The organism is Treponema denticola (assembly GCF_024181605.1).
GTDB lineage: Bacteria > Spirochaetota > Spirochaetia > Treponematales > Treponemataceae > Treponema_B > Treponema_B denticola_B.
Genome location: NZ_CP054477.1, coordinates 96,266 through 114,637 on the forward strand (window position 1 = coordinate 96,266; position 18,372 = coordinate 114,637).

Annotated in this window: 19 protein-coding genes and 1 tRNA gene; 10 read left to right on the plus strand and 10 right to left on the minus strand. The window is 36.9% G+C overall.

The genetic code is table 11. The features are described from left to right. Nucleotide 1: 1 nt before the first annotated feature. The gene (locus tag E4N80_RS00450) at nucleotides 2-757 is read right to left on the minus strand and encodes a sirohydrochlorin cobaltochelatase (RefSeq protein WP_253699641.1); all 756 of its coding nucleotides are present in this window, start codon (nucleotides 755-757) and stop codon (nucleotides 2-4) included. Between the two features lie 147 nt (nucleotides 758-904). Continuing rightward, a complete protein-coding gene (locus E4N80_RS00455) occupies nucleotides 905-2,149 on the minus strand; it encodes an MFS transporter (protein WP_253699642.1) in 1,245 nt (414 codons plus the stop codon). 141 nt (nucleotides 2,150-2,290) lie between these two features. Between E4N80_RS00455 and E4N80_RS00460 the strand changes: the two genes are divergently transcribed. The 8 genes from E4N80_RS00460 to lplA all read left to right on the plus strand — a co-directional run bounded on the left by E4N80_RS00460 (nucleotide 2,291) and on the right by lplA (nucleotide 8,945). After that, nucleotides 2,291-2,656: a GntR family transcriptional regulator gene (locus E4N80_RS00460; RefSeq protein ID WP_044957574.1), complete on the plus strand. Its 366-nt coding sequence runs from the start codon at nucleotides 2,291-2,293 to the stop codon at nucleotides 2,654-2,656. Between the two features lie 17 nt (nucleotides 2,657-2,673). Next, nucleotides 2,674-3,543, plus strand: coding sequence for an ABC transporter ATP-binding protein (locus tag E4N80_RS00465; RefSeq protein WP_253699643.1), 870 nt, complete (start codon nucleotides 2,674-2,676; stop codon nucleotides 3,541-3,543). Between the two features lies 1 nt (nucleotide 3,544). Then, nucleotides 3,545-4,237, plus strand: coding sequence for a hypothetical protein (locus E4N80_RS00470; protein ID WP_253699644.1), 693 nt, complete (start codon nucleotides 3,545-3,547; stop codon nucleotides 4,235-4,237). 167 nt (nucleotides 4,238-4,404) lie between these two features. Next, nucleotides 4,405-4,605, plus strand: a complete 201-nt coding sequence (locus E4N80_RS00475; RefSeq protein WP_253699645.1) for a hypothetical protein — start codon at nucleotides 4,405-4,407, stop codon at nucleotides 4,603-4,605. Between the two features lie 55 nt (nucleotides 4,606-4,660). After that, entirely contained in the window at nucleotides 4,661-5,398 is a 738-nt protein-coding gene (locus E4N80_RS00480; protein WP_253699646.1) for a DUF6895 family protein, read from the plus strand. A 123-nt stretch (nucleotides 5,399-5,521) separates the two neighbouring features. Further along, nucleotides 5,522-6,118 (plus strand): hypothetical protein, encoded by a 597-nt coding sequence (locus E4N80_RS00485; protein ID WP_253699647.1) that lies wholly within the window; start codon nucleotides 5,522-5,524, stop codon nucleotides 6,116-6,118. Between the two features lie 62 nt (nucleotides 6,119-6,180). After that, a complete protein-coding gene (locus tag E4N80_RS00490) occupies nucleotides 6,181-7,881 on the plus strand; it encodes an ABC transporter ATP-binding protein (RefSeq protein WP_253699648.1) in 1,701 nt (566 codons plus the stop codon). A gap of 68 nt (nucleotides 7,882-7,949) precedes the next feature. Continuing rightward, entirely contained in the window at nucleotides 7,950-8,945 is a 996-nt protein-coding gene (lplA, locus tag E4N80_RS00495; RefSeq protein ID WP_253699649.1) for a lipoate--protein ligase, read from the plus strand. Between the two features lies 1 nt (nucleotide 8,946). Here the strand turns inward: lplA and E4N80_RS00500 are convergent, their stop codons facing one another. Genes E4N80_RS00500 through E4N80_RS00515 form a run of 4 tightly spaced genes read right to left on the minus strand, consistent with a single transcriptional unit; the run spans nucleotide 8,947 to nucleotide 12,712 of the window. Further along, nucleotides 8,947-9,549 (minus strand): ATP-binding cassette domain-containing protein, encoded by a 603-nt coding sequence (locus E4N80_RS00500; RefSeq protein WP_253699650.1) that lies wholly within the window; start codon nucleotides 9,547-9,549, stop codon nucleotides 8,947-8,949. After that, nucleotides 9,533-9,925: a DUF1667 domain-containing protein gene (locus tag E4N80_RS00505; protein ID WP_253699651.1), complete on the minus strand. Its 393-nt coding sequence runs from the start codon at nucleotides 9,923-9,925 to the stop codon at nucleotides 9,533-9,535. Before E4N80_RS00505 ends, E4N80_RS00500 begins: the two co-directional genes overlap by 17 nt. After that, nucleotides 9,918-11,246 (minus strand): NAD(P)/FAD-dependent oxidoreductase, encoded by a 1,329-nt coding sequence (locus E4N80_RS00510; protein ID WP_253699652.1) that lies wholly within the window; start codon nucleotides 11,244-11,246, stop codon nucleotides 9,918-9,920. The genes E4N80_RS00505 and E4N80_RS00510 overlap by 8 nt, the downstream gene beginning before the upstream one ends. Further along, nucleotides 11,243-12,712, minus strand: a complete 1,470-nt coding sequence (locus E4N80_RS00515; RefSeq protein ID WP_253699653.1) for an NAD(P)/FAD-dependent oxidoreductase — start codon at nucleotides 12,710-12,712, stop codon at nucleotides 11,243-11,245. Before E4N80_RS00515 ends, E4N80_RS00510 begins: the two co-directional genes overlap by 4 nt. Before the next feature lie 114 nt (nucleotides 12,713-12,826). On the opposite strand from E4N80_RS00515, the gene E4N80_RS00520 reads away from it, so the two are divergent. After that, nucleotides 12,827-12,899 (plus strand) — tRNA-Lys (locus E4N80_RS00520). A 9-nt stretch (nucleotides 12,900-12,908) separates the two neighbouring features. Here E4N80_RS00520 and E4N80_RS00525 read toward each other — a convergent pair. The 4 genes from E4N80_RS00525 to E4N80_RS00540 form a co-directional block, all read right to left on the minus strand. Further along, nucleotides 12,909-13,892, minus strand: a complete 984-nt coding sequence (locus tag E4N80_RS00525) for a Fic family protein (RefSeq protein ID WP_253699654.1) — start codon at nucleotides 13,890-13,892, stop codon at nucleotides 12,909-12,911. A 50-nt stretch (nucleotides 13,893-13,942) separates the two neighbouring features. Then, entirely contained in the window at nucleotides 13,943-14,860 is a 918-nt protein-coding gene (locus E4N80_RS00530) for a M28 family peptidase (RefSeq protein ID WP_253699655.1), read from the minus strand. A 22-nt stretch (nucleotides 14,861-14,882) separates the two neighbouring features. Then, nucleotides 14,883-16,721, minus strand: a complete 1,839-nt coding sequence (gene pepF / locus E4N80_RS00535; RefSeq protein ID WP_253699656.1) for an oligoendopeptidase F — start codon at nucleotides 16,719-16,721, stop codon at nucleotides 14,883-14,885. Nucleotides 16,722-16,801: 80 nt separating this feature from the next. Further along, the gene (locus E4N80_RS00540) at nucleotides 16,802-17,641 is read right to left on the minus strand and encodes an SH3 domain-containing protein (protein ID WP_253699657.1); all 840 of its coding nucleotides are present in this window, start codon (nucleotides 17,639-17,641) and stop codon (nucleotides 16,802-16,804) included. 115 nt (nucleotides 17,642-17,756) lie between these two features. Here E4N80_RS00540 and E4N80_RS00545 point away from each other — a divergent pair, with 115 nt between their 5' ends. After that, complete coding sequence (locus E4N80_RS00545; protein WP_253699658.1) at nucleotides 17,757-18,338, plus strand: 2'-5' RNA ligase family protein; 582 nt, start codon at nucleotides 17,757-17,759, stop codon at nucleotides 18,336-18,338. Nucleotides 18,339-18,372 lie beyond the last annotated feature (34 nt).

Below are 18,372 nucleotides of genomic sequence, written 5' to 3' on the forward strand. Positions count from 1 at the left end.
TTTAACCTCTACGGCAATTGATTGTATTTTCTAAAGAATTATAAAGTATTTCGCGGATCATAGGATATTCGCCCAAGCCTTTTAGATTGGCATTAACCTCGTAACCTGCATTTTTTAAAATGGTGTACCAGCTGTCTTCTTCATCTCCTGCCATATCGTTGTGGGCATGGTCGCCTGCAACCATCATGAACGGATAAAGCTCAATTTTTTTTATTTTGCGTTCGGCAAGAATAGGTAAGATATCCTTTAGCTCTACGGAGCCTTCAACTGTTCCTATCAAGACATTTTCAAGGCCTTGCGAATTGAGTTTATTTTGCATGATCTCGTAGAATTTATCTGCCTCATGTGAAGAACCGTGTCCCATAAAAACTATTGCCGTATCATCTTCGGGCTTTTTTAATTCGAGAGCTTTTATAATTTCATCTAAGTCTGCATTTTCATGTAAGAGGGGTTGACCCAAAACTGTATTTTCAAATTGCAGCTTTTCATATTCTTCTCCCGGAATTATGTGGGTCGGCTGTATGTAAATTTCGGAGAAGCCTTTTTCTTTTAGTTCTTGGATAATCTCTTTGGGAGATGCAACATTGATGGAGTCTCTTTTTTTAAGAATGGCTCTAACCATGTTTGAAGTATAGGCTTTAAAAATTTCATAATCTTTAAACCTGCCGGCTGCTTCTTTTTCTATAGTATCAATAGTTTTTTCTCTTGTTTCGGCATAGCTTGTACCGAAACTTGCAATTACGATGGCCTTTTTCATTTTTTTTCCTTTAGCTGTTTTCAATCAACTATCTGACAAGTATAATGAGAATGGACTCAAAAATCAAGACCGCGATAAGAATTTTAACTCTTTAACCGGTCTTGATTTTCAATATAAGTTTTTACGATTGAGGGAGTGTTTGAATGCTTATTGATTATCTACATAATCGGGCAGCCTTTTTTCGATGCTTGTTACGGTTTTGTTTAAACGCATGAGAAGACAGCTTATAATCAGCAAGATTCCAGATATAATAAAGATGAGGCCTATGCCTCTGCCCTTTTCATTCATAAGAGGTTCAAAAACATAATCGGCAAGGGGGCCTGCACATAGATATGCAATCGGTGTAATTGCCGCTAAAATGGCAGTCATAAGAGCACCGACTCGTCCTAAAACATTTCTTTCTATCTTAATTTGAAAAATAGACATGAGGAGAGTGTTTACATATGGAACGGGAAACATAAAGATAAAAAAGCCGCCCGTAATGATAATCCGGTTGACTGTTGTTCCTGAAATTATAGGCCCTATGCTGCACAAGGATAATATTAAAAGAATACGTTTTATTTTATTTTTAGTATCGGGGATGAGGCTTGAACAAAGTCCTCCTAAAAGCATGGCAAGGCCTATACCGGCTTGTACATTACCGTAAGCTTGAGAGTTGTAAACACTCATCATAAGCGGGCCTAACAAAATCATTGAAAGGTTTGCAATAAAATTTAAAAAAGCAAAAAAAACTATCAGCTGCATTAAGCCTTCTTTTTGTATAAGATATTTCCATGCATATTGCAGATCTTTAAAAGCTGCTAAAACTAAAGAGTCCTTTGTTTTTTCGATTGAGGGCTGAGGTATTTTTATAAAAGCAATGGAAGCTAAAGCAAAAAAGAATGAAACAAAGTCGATGATAAATAATCCTTTTAATTCTATCAGAGGATATAAAAAGCCTGCAATAACAGGAGCTAATAAATTTTGTATTGCAGATGAAAACTGTAAAAGTCCGTTAGCTCGTGTAAGTTTATCGGAAGGTACAAGCATGGGGATAGATGCACCAAAAGCCGGATTCTGAAAGGCGCCCAATGTCCCTGAAATAAATACCAACGGGTAGACCATCCAGAGTTCAAGTTTGTTAAAGATGAGAAGGGTAACTATTAAAATTTTTAAAAAGGCATCGATACTGTCGGTAAGGAGAATAATAGCCTTACGTTTTTTTCTATCGGCAATTGAGCCTGCAAAAGGGGCAAACAATAAAGCCGGTAAGACCGTGCATACTGCACTCATTGCAAAAGATGCGGCACTCCCAGTTTTTTGAAAAATCCATATTCCTAGTCCGAAGGCAGAAAGAGCCGAACCTAACATCGAAATAAATTGTCCGAACCAAATAACCATAAATGTCTTCATTGTGTTTCTCCTTAGAGTAATTTATTCTATGCTTTTTATATAAATTGTCAAGAAGTTTTTATTTTTTCAATTTTCCTCTTGACAAAGATTGTTATTCTGTATATATTTAATATATACAGAATAACAGGAGGCGGAGTAAGAGTGAATATTTTTTTAAATAATTCTTCAGGGATTCCTCTTTATGAGCAGCTTTCAGAACAGATAAAAAATCAAATTTTATCAGGCTCTTTAAAAAAAGAGGAGCCGATGCCTTCGATGAGGGCCTTGGCAGCCTCTTTGCGTGTGAGCGTCATCACTACAAAGCGGTCTTATGAAGACTTGGCCCGCGAGGGCTTTTTGTATTCGGTTCCTGCGAAGGGGTATTTTGTTGCCGATGTAAATTTTAAAAAGATTGAAAAATCAATAAAAAAAAGCATTGAAGAAAAATTAAAAGAAGTTTGCGGTCAAGCAAAAAAAATTAATCTAAATGCTGAGGATTTATATGAAATCCTTAGGCGTATTTATTAGGCTTATAGGGGGTGTTTATGATATCCGATGATGTATTAAAAATCGAAAAACTTAAATTTTCGATAGGACGCGGTAAAAAAGCTTTTTCATTAAACGATATTTCTTTTTCGGTTCCGAGGGGCTGCGTTACGGGTTTGATAGGAGAAAACGGTGCAGGGAAAACAACCCTTATCCGCCTGCTTCTTGATATGTACTTGCCTGAAAGCGGAAAAGTTTTCCTCTTTGGTGAAGAGCTTAAAAGAGAGAATATAGAAATAAAGGAAAAGATAGGTTTTGTTATAAACGATAATTTCTTTTCTCCATTATATACGGCTAAAAAGGCAGGAAAATTTTTAGCGGGAATTTATAAAAATTGGAATCAGGAGCTTTATGAAAAATATCTAAACGATTTTAAAATTCATCCTTCAAGATTTTTGGCTGCCTTGTCTTCGGGAACTATGCAAAAGCTTCAAATTGCTATAGCCCTCTCCCACGGGGCAGAGCTTTTGATTTTAGATGAGCCTCTTAATTTTTTAGATCCCGTTTCTAAAAAAGAATTTTTAGATCTTTTAAGAAACTTTATGCTCGATGAAAATCATTCGATTTTAATTTCGAGCCATCAAACAAATGAGCTTGAAAAAATTTGCGATGAGATTATTTTTATAAGCGAGGGTAAAAAAGTTTTTGATTCTTCTTTAGAAAATATAAATAAAAATTACGGGCTTTTAAAAATAGATGAAAAAGCTTTTAAGTCATTGTATAGTAATGATTATATCGGTTATAGAAAAACCGACTATGCTTATGAGGTTTTGGTTTCGGATAAGGGAAATCAAAAATTCACCGGAATGGTTTGCGAAGATGCAAGTCTTGAAGATATTATGTATTTTTATACGAGGAGAAAAATCTAAAATGAAAAAAACAAAGGCTATAATATTTAATTCTATGCATAGTGTAAATTTTGTGTTGGGCGGAATTTTTTGTTTAATAGGTTTTATCGAAATGATTATCGGTATGCTGATTCCAATACCATTGGCAATGAAGATATTGTTTTTTCAAGGTTTAATATTTTTTTGTTATGGCCTTATTACAAATCAGTTTAGTCTATATGATCAAACTTTGGTTTTTATCTTAACGCCGGTAAGGGGAAAAGAATTTTTTAAAGCTAAACTTATTTATTCGATTTTTACTTCCTTTTTTGCGCTTATGTTTTTAGGTCTTATTTTATTTTTAATAAATATTTTTATTCCGATATGGGATCTTAAATTTATGATTTTTATAGGGCACATTTTGTTTCCGTTTATAATTGCTTTTAGTATGATCTTATCAGCCTTGTCCATTAAAGGCGGCCTTCTCAGATTTATTATTATGATTGTAGGATACGGCTTATTTCCTTCATTATCTATGATGATGATTTCAGATTTGCCTAAATTGGAATTGATAAAATCTTTTTTTGAAAGAGTATCGTATCCTTTGTTTCTTCTTGCGGTTTATATTATTTCTTTACTTATTATTTTAATTTCTTATTTTATAGGTAAAAGGAATTTTAATAAATTCAGGTTTAAAAGTTTTATGATTATAAATCAACGGAACAGGAGGGGATAAGGAGAATTAGGGAGATTTGAAACTTTATAAAAACTGATTTTGTCCATATTATTACAAATTTTAAGATTTTATTAAAAATATAATATTTTTGTAATAAAGACTTGACTTTTTTTGTGGGGGGGGGTATAGTTATTTCCAAGGATGAATTTTAAAGATAAGGATAGGAAATGCTTAAATTTTTTAAAAAGGTATTTAGACCCTATGCGAAAAAAAGATTTTCAACTGATGATCTATTGACCGAAGCAATTTTTTCCGGCGGTATTTTTATCGCTAATAAAGATAATCATTATATCCTTGTACAGTGGGCTGATGACCTTGTTGAAAATATAGATAATTTCGTTTTGAACACTGTCATTCCTTTGGTGTAAAATTATGTATCAGAATTTAAGTAAAAAATCGTTAAGTTGGATAAAATCTAATTTAATGACTTTTCTAAAATTGGCAAAAATCTCATATAAATTAGGTTTTGTGTATAAAGTCTCAGCCGAATTGCTTTTTACTTTTATTTTTAAAAATCATAATGATGAATTAGACAGCGAAATATCTTTTAAATTAAAAAACATCCAAAAAAAGAAACCGATTTTTAACAGCATTTCACAAAAAGATTTCGGCAAGATCATTTTAATGATTTTTTTTAATAAAGAGCAAAATTTTACAAAAACGGCATTGGATAGTGTAAATTTATTATCGTATAGAGAACAGCTGGAATTTTCTATGTATCTATCTTTATTAAATAATTCTCTTTCAATTAAATTGCCGGATGACAAGATACTGGAAAATACTCTTATACATCAAAAACTTTCAGTCTGCAATTTTGAAATAATGGATATATATGAACTCACGCATGAAATTATGTATCTCACTATGTTGGGAAGGAGTAAACATCAAATTTTATCGGATAATTTAGAATACCTGCGAGCTGTTATTCACAGTCTTTTAGATAGAATGATAACGGAAAAAAATATAGATTTAATTGCAGAATTAATATTGGTAAGTCAATTATTGAATATTGAGCTTGACGGAAAAATAAAAGACAACTCTTATGTATTGTTGGATGCTTTTTTGGAACAAAATATAAATAAGTGCGGTATAAGTATAATACTGAATAAGCAATTTAATAAGATATATCATCAAATGCTTGTTATTTCTTTATTGAGGTAAAACATTATGGACTTACATTTATACGAAAAGTATTCAAAAAAGTATCACAAAAAAGCAAGATTAGGTATAACATTAAAAACATATTTGCTATCTATTAAAACTTTTTCAATTTATACTAAACTTATGGGTAAAGATGCTTTTTTTTGCCCTGAAGTAAATAATTTTTTTTCAAAAAAACAGGTTAGTGATTGGCTAATATTTAAAGACATCCCTCGCTCATATATCTTTAATTATATAGCTGCCGGCCGTTTATTAAGCGATACACAGTTTAAAGAATCTTTTTTAGATACTCCTATTCCTGAGTACATAGATAAAAAAGAATTTTTAACTTTTACCGAAGATCCTGCCGCCGGATTATTAAAGGACCTTATTCAAAATAAACATCTTGAAAATTTAGATTATTATAAAAATTTGATAAAAATAATAAACGGCAAAAAAACTCCTTTTTCTTTTTCTGACATTTATTTTTTGTTGTGTTTTTCTGCCGCGTTTTCAAAAGAAGAATTATCGGCTTTAATATCGGATATAGAATTTTCATATCATTATAATAATTTAAAAGAAAATGCGGAATATGAACTTCTTCTTTTAATGTTTCTTATAGAAAATTCTGATATTAAAGATAAAGAAAAAGATTTAAAACTCATTTTAAGAAGATTCGATAAATTATCTTTTGATGGTAAATTTATAATTACGGCTTTATTGCACATATACCGCTATTGAATATTTATACTGAAATTGATAAGATGGCTTTGTATAAAAGTTTGTTGAGGAGAACTTAATTTATGGATAAATCGGCATTTAAGAAGTTAAAAAAAAGGGTTCCTATAAATGTGGGATCTATTGTTTTTGCCTGTGTCTTGGTCGGACTTGGAACGGTTGTAAGTTTTGCAATCCCTTGGTTTGCTAAACTTATTTTAGATGGAAACGAAAGCAAACAATATCTTATAACATTAACCTGTGCGGTTTTGGTGTCGGCAGCGGTAAGCGTTATAGGCAGATATATATTTAACAAATGTGCAATTGTGTGGATTTCTAAGCTGCGTTCCGGTATTGCAGACCATATTTTCGGTGTTAAAATGAAATTTTTTAACAAAAAAAATTCCAGTGAATTAAGCAGCGAGATATTAAACTTTACCGAAAAAATAAAAGACCTGTTTACTTCAACTACAATGCATCTGATATCGATAGCTATAAGTTCCATAAGTGTTGCGGTTCTTTTTGTTTTAAGCTGGAAACTCACATTAGTGATGATGGGTTCTTTGCTTGCTCTTGTTATAGTTATTTCACCTATCAGTTCTATGAACTCTAAGGTGTACAAAAAAAATCAAGAAGCTCTCAATAAGCTTATCGGTGCGTTAAGCAGTATTTTTTTAGAAATAAAACTTGTTAAAAGTTATACAGCCGAAAAAACCGAAGCAACGCGGATAGGTAATTTAAATACGGAAGTAAAAAAATTATCGGTTAAATCCGTTAAGATTGAAGCCGGTATAGAGCCTGTCATTATGACAATCTTTATACTAAATTTGTTTTTTATCTTTGTATACGGCGGTTCGTTGGTTGCTAAAAATGAAATGACCATAGGTGCTTTGATCGCATTTTGTTTATATCTTTTTCAAATAATTACACCCATGGTTAATATAGGAAACTTTTTTAAGGACATAAAAAGCTTAAATGAAATATCGGATAATATCGTAAAAATATTTGAACTTGAAACCGAAGAAACCGGAACAAGACCGGTGGGCGATGTTTTAAAAACCGAAAGCATTAAATTCGATAATGTTTCATTTAAATATGATGACGAAGCGGTAATTTTAAAGGACTTGTCTTTAGAGATAGAGCCTAAAAAAACTATAGCCATTGTAGGCCCGAGCGGAAGCGGTAAGTCTACTCTTTTTAGTTTGTTGGAACGCTTTTATAATGAGTATGAAGGAAGGATCAGTATTGGAAACACCGATATAAACGAATTTGATTTAAAGGACTGGCGTAAAAAAATAAGCTATGTTCAGCAAATAAGCTCAACGACAGAAGACAGTATTCTTAACAATCTTACTTACGGGAATGACGGCCCTGTTCCATCCGAACTTGTAGAAGCCTCTCTTAAAAAAGCAGGTATATATGATTATGTAAACAGCTTACCCGAAAAGTTAAATACCATTGTGCAAGAAAAGGGAAGCAACTTTTCAAGCGGACAGCTTCAGCGCCTAATGATTGCACGGGCCTTAATCAAACAGCCGGATATTCTCCTCCTTGATGAAATAACTGCGAGCCTGGACAGTGAAAATGAACTTTTGGTAAAAACTACTTTAGATTCTATAAAGAACGAAAAAACTATAGTAATCATTGCTCATCGTCTTTCAACGGTAACCAGTGCGGATAAGATTGTATTTTTGGACGGAGGTAAGATAACCGGAATCGGTACCCATGAGGAGCTTTTAAAAACTCATGCTCTATATGAAAAATATGTAAATAACCAATTGATATAGGGTGACTCTAAAACTTCTTTTGGAATTTCTATATTGAATAAAAATTTATTTTATTGTACAATGCTTTTATGAAATACTTAGAAACTTATTCAAATGATCCTGAATATAATTTGGCTTTTGAGGAATATTGTTTTAGGCATCTGCCGCTTGAAAACGATGAATACTTTTTTTTATGGCAGAATGGGCCTGCCGTAATTATAGGTAAAAATCAAAATGCTTATCAGGAAGTAAATGATGATTATGTGAGTGAGCATAATCTTAAGGTTGTCCGCCGCATAACCGGAGGCGGGGCCGTATATCATGACCTCGGCAATTTAAATTTTTCTTTTGTTGCAAAAACAAAGGAAAATCAAACGATTGATTTTAAACGCTATTATATTCCGATTATAAATGCCTTGGAAAAAATCGGCGTTAAGGCGGAGCTTTCCGGCAGAAACGATGTTACTATAGACGGACAAAAATGTATCGGTGCTTCACAGTCGGTTTGGCAGGGAAGAGTTTTGAGTAACGGCTGTATTCTTTTTGATGTCCGCTTGGAAGAACTTTCAAAAGCTCTTAATGTGCGTAAAGAAAAGCTTGAATCAAAGGGCGTAAAAAGCGTTCGAGCCAGGGTTACAAATATAAAGCCCCACTTAAAGCGGGATATTTCGGTTTCGGATTTTAAGGCCGAATTATTAAAAGCTATCTTTGACCTTGAAGGTCAAGAACCTGTAGAATACAAACTTTCCGCCTCGGAGCTTGAAGGGGTAAAAAAAATATATGCCGAAAGGTTTTCCCTTAAAGAATGGAACTATGGAGCTTCTCCCAAGGCCGAATACTCCCACTATGAAAGGTTCCCCATAGGAAGCATTGAGGTGTTTTTTAACGTTAAAAATGCAAAGATTTCCGATTTAAAAATTCACGGAGACTTTTTCGGTACAAAGGATGTTGCCGAAATTGAAAAACTCTTGGAAGGCTGCGAATACGAAAAAAATGCCGTAAACAAAAAACTTGCAGAAACCGATTTAAAAGCCTATTTCGGTGCAATCGAAAAAGACGAATTTATTGGAATGTTTTTTAGATAAACTATATCTCAATTATCTTGTCGGCGATTTTTTTTGCAAAGGGTGCATCGTGGGTTACGCAGACTGCGGTGCGCTTTTCTTTTTTGACAATCGATAAAAAAAGATCGGCAACCTTGTACTTATTTTTTTCGTCGAGGGAATCGAATGCTTCATCGAGAAGAAGAAGCGGCGCGGGATAGCTTAGCGCTCTGGCAAGTCCTGTTCTCCTTTGCATTCCTCCTGAAAGCTCGGCGGGTAAAAAGTTTTCAAAGCCGGAAAGGCCTAAAGCTTCTAAATAAAAAAGAGCCTTTTTTTTATTTTCAAGTTTTGAAGAATTTTTTGAATCCAAAACATATTCTATATTTTCTACGGCAGTTAGATGAGGAATAAGGCGCATGTCTTGATAGGCCATTGCATAGCTTCCGCGAGCCGGCCGATTTTCTATTCTTCCCGATTTTAATTCAAGATTCCCTGAAATAATTTTTAAGAGGGTAGTTTTTCCGGCCCCCGATTCGCCTAAAATACAGGTAACTTTTTGTGCAAGGATTTCAATATTGAGGTTTTGAAAAACCTTATGCTTAGAGTAATAAAAGGTTCCCTCATGTATTTTAATCGGCCTTTCCATTTTTAACCCTTACTGAGCGGCTTGCGACTATATCTATTCCTGTGTTCAGCACATTTTCAATTATCACATCGCCCATCTTTTTAGGAGCTTGAGTTTTGACGGTGTTTATTTCTTTCATTACATCGAAGATTAAGGCCTTAGGAATTGGGCTTGAGGTTTTTACGGGAAGGGAGGAAAGAACTCCGCCCTCGATTATTACGGTCGAGCTGATGTTTCTTCTAGGGTCCTTAATTTCCTGCATTGCGTAAAGTTCGCCGCCCTTGCATAAATTTCCTGTAACGGTAATTTCTCCCGACTCTTCTTTAAATACCGAAAGTTTACAGCCCCGCGGACAGGACACACATGTAAATTTTTCTTTTATCAATTCTCTATTCATCTAAAATTACCTCCGCAGTTATGTCTTGGGTTAGGGTCTTTAAAGTAATAAAGTTTAAGGGAATGTTGATCATCTCGGACGGAACCATCTGACTTGTTTTCTTTTGTGCAAGAATTTGTTCACCCGATTTAATTATCAGGCGGGCATTTTTATAAACCGAGTCAACTCTCATAAAGAGGGATGCTCCGTCGATGTTCCCCGTATTTATTTTATTCGGAACAATGTAGCGGATTCCTTTTTTAGCTATTGTTTTAATAAAAGCGGAGCCGGAGGTATTTGTGCCAAATTTGTTTTCCGTGCTTTCTCCCTTTTTATTTTTTTGAGCAAAAAGGGCTGCGTTTTTTCCGGCAGTTCTGCTTTCTTTTGTAACAAAGTCTACAATGTCATGAACATGTAGAACATTTCCGCAGGCAAAGATTCCGCTTGTTTCGGTTTCCATTCCGTTATCGACAAAGGCTCCGTTCGTTATCGGGTTGAGAGCTACGCCTGCCTTTTGGGTAAGTTCGTTTTCGGGGATTAGACCTACGGAAAGGAGCACCGTATCACAGGAAAATTCTTTTTCGGTTCCGGGGATTTCCTTAAAGGAAGAATCTATTTGGGCTATTGTAACTCCCGTAACCCTGTCCTTTCCGCGGACGCAGGATATGCTGTGGCTTAAAAAAAGAGGAATACCGTAGTCTTCAAGGCATTGGGCTATGTTCCGGTTTAGGCCGCTTGAGTAGGGCATGATTTCGACAACTGCCTTTACCTTGGCTCCTTCTAATGTCATGCGGCGGGCCATGATTAAACCGATATCTCCTGAGCCGTAGATTACTACTTCTTTTCCGACAGAAAGACCTTCGATGTTCATAAGGCGTTGGGCCATGCCTGCATTAAAAACGCCGGATGGGCGGTAACCTTTTAGTGCGATGGCTCCTGCCGTGCGCTCTCGGCAGCCCATAGCAAGCACTACGGCTCCGGCTTTTATTTTTTTTAATCCTTGTGTGCCGATGATGGTAATTTCTCTTTCCTTTGTTAAGTCTATTACCATTGTATTGAGGAGGATATCTATGTCCTCTTTTTTTACCATGTTTATAAAGCGTTCTGCATATTCGGGACCGGTTAATTCTTCTTTAAATTCGTGAAGGCCGAAGCCTGCATGAATACATTGATTTAAGATTCCGCCGAGTTCAAAATCCCTTTCTATTATAAGAACGGAAGATGCTCCGTTTTTTTTGGCTTCGAGGGCTGCCGCCAAACCTGCAGGGCCTCCGCCTATAACGGCGACCTCGTATTCGTTATTGCAATTGCTGCAATCTTTTTTATCGTTTATGTTTATCATTCCGCACCGCCCTTTAGTTTTCCGTAAACAATCGGAGAATTTCTTCTGTCCTTTTGAATTTTTTCGATAGGGATTTTTAATTCTCTTGAAAGGATTTGGAGAACATGGGGCTCGCAAAAGCCTCCCTGACATCTTCCCGAACCGGGGCGTACCCGCCTTTTTATGCCGTCAACCGTGCGGGCTCCCGCAGGGCGGTGAATGGCCTCGACGATTTCTGCTTCGGTTACGGTTTCGCAGCGGCAGATAACATGGCCGTAGAGCGGATTTTCTTTTATAAGAGAATCCTGTTCTTCTGCACTAAGCTCGGCAAAATGTCTGATTGCTCTTCGATTTTCGTTAAAATTTTTCTTTTTATTGAAGGGGATTTTTAAGTCATCGGCTTCTTTTTTTACGAGCTCTGCAACATATTCTCCGATGGCGGGAGCCGAGCTCAACCCAGGCGATTCGATTCCGCCTGCGTGTATAATTCCCTTGGAATTTTTTGAAGCATATATCATAAAGTCTCCCGTATCGGGTCTTGCCCTGACCCCTGCAAAAATACGGATGGTGTTTTTAAAATTGAGGGAGGGTACGGTTTTTAGAGCCTTTTCTTCTACCTGAGCCAAACCTTGGGCTGAAACGGATGTGTCTTCGGCATCGTCGATATTTTCTGCTGAAGGACCGACTAAAAAATTCCCGTGATAGGAGGGAAGAACTAAGATGCCCTTTCCCATCTTTGAGGGGGCCTGAAAACAGATGTGATTTACAAGCTTGGTATAGCTTTTATCAAAGAGGCGGTATTCCCCGCGGCGGGGGAGAATTTTAAAGTTATCATCTCCTGCCATCTTTGCAATCTTATCGGAGTAAAGTCCCGCTGCATTTATCACCAGCTTGGTTTTAAAAACATTTTGTTCCGTTTTGCTTGATTTGGTTTTAATTGTATAGGCTTCATTTTCTTTTTCAATTGCGGTAACTTCGTTTTCGGGAAGAAAGTCAACTCCGTTTATTACGGCATTTTCCATAAAGGCTGCCGTCATATCGAAGGGACAGATGACTCCGGCTGTTCCGCAGTAGAGGGCTCCCAAGGCTTCTTTTGAAACATTGGGTTCTTCCTTTAAAAGCTTTTCCCTGTTCCAGATTTCCAAGCCTTCAACTCCGTTTTTTAAACCTCGTTCGTAGAGGGTGGAAAGTTCTTTTTGATCTTCTTCGTTAAAGGCTATAACCAGAGAGCCTAATTGTTTAAAGCGCAGATCCAATTTTTCTTTTAAGCTGCGCACTAAAAAATTACCTCTTACATTTAGCTTTGCCTTTAAAGAGCCTTCCTTTGCGTCATAGCCCCCGTGAATAATTCCGCTATTGGCTTTGCTTGTACCGCAGCCGAATTCCAATTCTTTTTCGAGGACGGCTATTTTTAATTCGTACTTGGAAAGTTCCCGTGCAATGCAGGCGCCTACGACTCCTGCCCCAATGATGATTATGTTGTACATATCCTTTGATAATATCACTATTTTGAGGCTTAGTCTATATGAAAAAAAACGATTTTTCTTCGGTATAGCATTGACTTTTTTTTTAGATTCTTATATAATCAAGACTCGTTTTGCGGGCCATTAGCTCAGCTGGTAGAGCAACAGACTCTTAATCTGTGGGTCGCAGGTTCGAAGCCTGCATGGCTCAAATTTTTGACTATTTTTTATCTACGATTTGCCAATAGCCGTTTTTATCGGCACCGATGCGTTTGATTATACCTGCTTTTTTTAGCTCCGAAATTTTTCGGCTTATGGTTGCCCTCGATTTTCCCATTTTTTCGGCAAGCTGCTCATACGATATTTCAGGATTTTCTTTTAGGTATTTTATTATCGGATTTACAGTCTCATTTACAGTCTCATTTACAGTCTCATTTACAGTACTCTTTTTGCGGCTATTTTTCATTGTTTTGACTATTATTTCAAGCATAAAATCTATAAAAATACCCGAATCGTTTTTATCCGTGCTTTGCTCAAGTGCCTTATAATATGCCGCTTGATTTTTTAAAATCATATTTTCGATGGGGAGGTGAATAAATATAGGATTCCAATCTGCAAGAATTCTGGAGTGCCATAAGCGTCCCATTCTTCCGTTTCCGTCTTCAAACGGATGAATAAACTCAAACTCATAATGGAAAACGCAGCTTTTTATAAGGGGATGGTAATCGCTATTTTTAAGCCAATCAAATAGATCGCTCATTAAAAATGGAACTCGATCGGCTGGCGGGGCTATGTGACTTATGCCGTTTTTTCCGGCTATACAGACTCCTCCTTTTCTAAAGTGTCCCGGATTATCGAGAAGACCCATAGTCAAAATTCCATGAGCCTTTAATAAGTCTTTTTCTTTATAAGGATTGAAGGACATACATTTTTCATAAACCTTAATTGCATTTTTTACTTCTTGAATTTCTCGCATGGGAGCTATAACATGTTTCCCCTCAATTAAGGCAGTAACCTGTTCTTCGGTTAATGTATTACCCTCAATTGCAAGAGAGCCTTGTATCGTTTTCATTCGGTTTATTTTACGCAGTCTTACACCGTCTTCTTGTTCAAGTCTTATTTTGAAGCGTTCAATGTCTGCGGATATTTGAGAAATCAAATTTATAGCTTTTGACGTAATTTTAAATGGAGGTTCGTAACTCATACCCCTCTATTATAGAAGATTTTTAAGATATAGTTAAGGGGTTTTAAATTTTAGCGGTAATTCTCTGCCAAGGCTGTAAGATATTTTTCGGTGAGGGTAAAGGCTTCGCTATTAAGAGTTTCAATCTTGTCATCAGCGGTATGCATTAACTGCCATGTAAATGGAATTATTTTTTCGAAGGGGGAGCCTTGAGGCGGTTTTTGATTTTTTATTACCATGTCCGTGAGCTCGCCCATGGCAGTTTTGTTTTGTCCGGTGAGTTTTTCTTTCGGGAGGCAGTGTAAAAGAGTCTCGGCTTCTTTTCTTGGAAGAACGGTTATGACCTGTGCAAAAAGGCCGGCAGCGATAAAGCCTGCATTGTCGCTGTAAGCCGTAAGCATTGAAAGCCATTGATTGGGACAAGCTCTTTGAGCTAGGAGTTCGGCCCTCTTATGCAGCTCGTCGAGCCTCTTTGTCTTTGCTTTATCCCGTCCGAAAATTCCGGAACGTGAAAGGATTAGGGTATCGCCCCTTCCGCACATATCGAATACAAAGATATCGTCCCCATCCATTTTAAGCTTTTTTAATCCTGTTCCGAGAGTGTATGCTCCTTGTTCTTTAAGGCCTGCGGCTCCTGCTTCTTCCCCGTCCGTAAAGATGATTTTTATGTTGTGAGGTTTTGTGTAAGAGCATAGTTTTTTTGCAAAGTTCATGAGGATAAAACAAGAGGCTGAATTGTCGTTAGCTCCTTGGGTATCGGGAGCCCTGTCATAGTGGGCTGTAAGGGTTTTCATTTTAAAGTTCTTATCATAAAATTGTGCAGGGTATTTTATGATGATGTGTTTTTTTTGTGCAAGGTTTACTATGCTGTGGGGAACATTGTGAGCACTTAACCACTGCGATATAAAATCACAGCGGTTAAGGTCTTTTTTTAAAAAGGCTTTAAACAAATCGGAATTAAGCAGCTTATCTTCATTTTCCTTAATCATCTTTGTTAAAGTCCCTTGGGTTTTATTTTTTTAATTCTTCAAGAGCTTTTTCGAGTTCGTCTACAATCTTTGCAAAGTTATCGCATGCTGCCTGTACCGGAGCCGGACTTGCCATATCGACACCTGCAAGTTTTAAGGATTCAATCGGATAGCGTGATCCTCCCGATTTTAAGAACTTAAAGTAGTCTTCTCTTTCTTTGTCGCCGCCTGAGCAAACTCTTTCGGCAAGAGCCATCGAGGCTGAAATACCTGTTGAATATTTGTAAACATAGAAGGCTCTGTAAAAGTGAGGAATCCTCATTCCTTCCAAATCGCTTACATCTTCAAATACCATTTCGGGACCGAAGTAGAGCTCCAAAAGTTTTCTGTATTCGCTTCTTAAATTTTCGACCGTAAGAGGTGTGCCGCTTTCGACGAGTGCGTGAGTAATTTTTTCGTACTCTGCAAACATGGTTTGTCTGTAGAGGGTTGCAAGAATATCGGAGGCTCTGACGCTCAAAAGATAGGCTCTCATTTTCGGGTCGGTACTTGTTTTAAGCATGTGCCTGAATAAAAGCTCCTCGTTAAAGGTAGAGGCAACTTCGGCTTCAAAGATTGTGTAGTGGTAGCAGGGGTAGGGGTTGTTTCTTACCGAATACCATGAGTGCATGGAGTGCCCGCCCTCGTGTACAAGGGTGAATACATCACGGATAACATCTTCTTTGTAGTTCATAAGAATGTAGGGATCGCTGTCATATCCGCCTGCCGAAAAGGCTCCTGAGCGTTTGCCCTCATTTTCGTATTTATCTACCCAGCCGTTTAAAAGGCCGTTTCGGATTGTTTTAACATATTCTTCTCCGAGAGGTTTTAGGGCATCGGTGATGATGTCAACGGCTTCGTTATAAGGGGTAATTTTTTTTACCTCGCTGACTAAGGGCATGTAAACATCATAGTGGCGGAGTTCTTTTAGGCCTAAATGTTTTTTTAACATGCTGTAGAATTTATGTAAGGGTTTTAAATTCTTATGAATGGTATCTATGAGGTTGTCATAAACGGCTGTAGGCACCTTGTCTACATAGAGGGATTTTTCTCTGGCAGAAGCATAGCCCCGTATTTTTGCAAGGGCGACATTTTGCTGAACCTGTCCCGTGTACAGGCTTGCGATTGTATTTTTATGTGCACCGTATACGCCGTAAAGCTGCTTATAGGCTTTTTCCCGCAGAGCTCTGTCGGGATTTTGCATAAACTTTGAATAAGAAGATTGAGTTAATTTTATGTCTCCTTCTTTTGTTGTGATTGTACCGAAATCAAAGTCTACGTTGGTTAGAACCGAAAAGGCTTGGCTCGGTGTGCCGTGGGGCTCGCTTAAAAGGCTTAAAATCTTTTCTTCCTTGTCGGAAAGGGTGTGGGGTTTTAGGTGCAAGGTCTTTTCTAAGGAAACCTTAAAATCGGCAAAGCCTTTTCCTGTGGGGCTTGAAGGGTCAATCCATGAGCGGATTTTTTCTTCAGGGATTTCCATGATGGCAGGCATGAGCCAGCTGGTGGCAGCCGAAAGCTCTGTAACGGTCATCATGTATTTACTTATTCGTTTGATGTTTTCGGGGTCGCCCTCGTTTGAAGATTTTTGCAAAAAGGCATAGTTTCCGACCTTTTCCGCAATTCTATCAACCCCCGTTGAAGCCTTTAGGCAGGCAAGCAGGGTTGCCGCATCGATCGTTTCAGGCTTGGAAAAAGCTTCTTTATATTTTAAGATTTCTTTTCCGCCTTCTGGAATAGAAGCAAGGGCTGCTTCCCATTCTTCTTCATTCTTAAAAAGTAATTCGATATTCCATTTGTCGCTTTTGGCGATCTCGGAACGTTTAGGTGTAGTTGAGTTTTTCATATCATTACTATACAACAATGTTGATAAATAGGCAAGAGTCTTAAATCTTTTAAATCTAAGCTATAAACTCTTATGGATATCTACTTATCGGTTTCCACAAAATCTTTTCCGTCCCATAAATATTGTGTAACGGTAATTTCCGGTTTTAAAGGTTTCTCATTTTCCCATTTTGTAACAGTTCTGATGAGCTTTACTCTATTTCCATTAAATTCAAATTCTTCTTCGGTTCCTGACTCCATGTACTCAAAGTCGTTGTGAAGTCCGGTAAAATACTTTAATGAACCATTCGAAAAATAATAATAACTCTCGCTGCTCCAGCCGATACCGCCGTCGCTGAAACCGCTTCTCGTAATAAGAAAGCTTACTTTCGGTATCAAGTTTTCACACACTTTTATCGAATAAGAGGTATCTTCTGATACTTTATTTTTAGAAAAATCCTCCAGAGGAATAGGTTTACTACTCGATTTTTTTATAAGTATATGATTTGTATCTACATTATAAAAACTCTCCTTATAGTCATAAACTCCTACACCCTTTTGTTCAGTAATACACAGACATGCAAAAATCTCATCTTCTCCGTCATTATCGATATCTCCCACGGCCTCTTTGCAGGAAATGTATCTTCCGCATATATAGCCTCTTCCTTTTTCACAAACGATTCTGTACCATGGTGCATAATGCCCTTCCTCTAAAATCCATCCCCATTCCTCCTTACACCCAATAACCTTGACCGCATCACCCAAATTCAGTTGAAAAAGTTTTTCTCCGGAAAGGCTCGGCTCGGCTCGAACATTCACTTTGTTATCAATAACATAATGGACGGAATTGTCATCATCATCTGTGATTATGGCTATGTATTTTTGTGCAAATAAACCTATCGTGCTTGTAAGAAACAGAAAATAAAAGATTAAGTTTTTCATTTTATACTACCTCAAATGTATCATTTTCTATAAGTGTAATATATTATACTTGTTATAAAAAATCAACCTTTGAAATATATAGAAGGATTTGCAATTCTATGTTATAATCACAAGCATGAAGCAAAACAATATTCCGCAGCAAACGCATTTTATAGGTGTCTTGTTGCCGGATGATATAAGTCTTAGCCTTGAAGATTGCCGGCGATATATGAACAGGGCTTACGGGTGTAAGTCAGGACATGGTACTCCAATCCATGTTACTCTTGTTCCTCCGTTCAGATTGCAAAAAGACTATTCAACCGATGATTTAATAAGAGCAATTGAAAAAGAAGTTTTGCCTAAGGGCCTAGGTTTTACCGCTCATATAGATAATTTTGATGCGTTTGGAGATAGAACTCTTTTTGCAAAAATAGTTGCAGATGAAAATTGGACAAGGCTCCGTGATAAAACCGTAAAAGCAATTTTGAACGCCTGTCCGGGCTCTACCAAAAAAGACCGAAGGCCTTTTCAGCCTCATGCCACTGTTTCAAATCGGGATATTCCAGCAGGAGTAACGGCAAAGGCTCTTCAGATTATGAATGAACTGAACCTTGTTAAAGACTTTCCGGTTGATAATATCACGATTTTTGAGCGGAAAGCCAACAGGTGGGAAGCCGCTGTTAGTATGGAATTTAGCATTAGGAAAACCAGATTATAACAGATAATGAGAATATGAGCTTATAAAAGGAGCT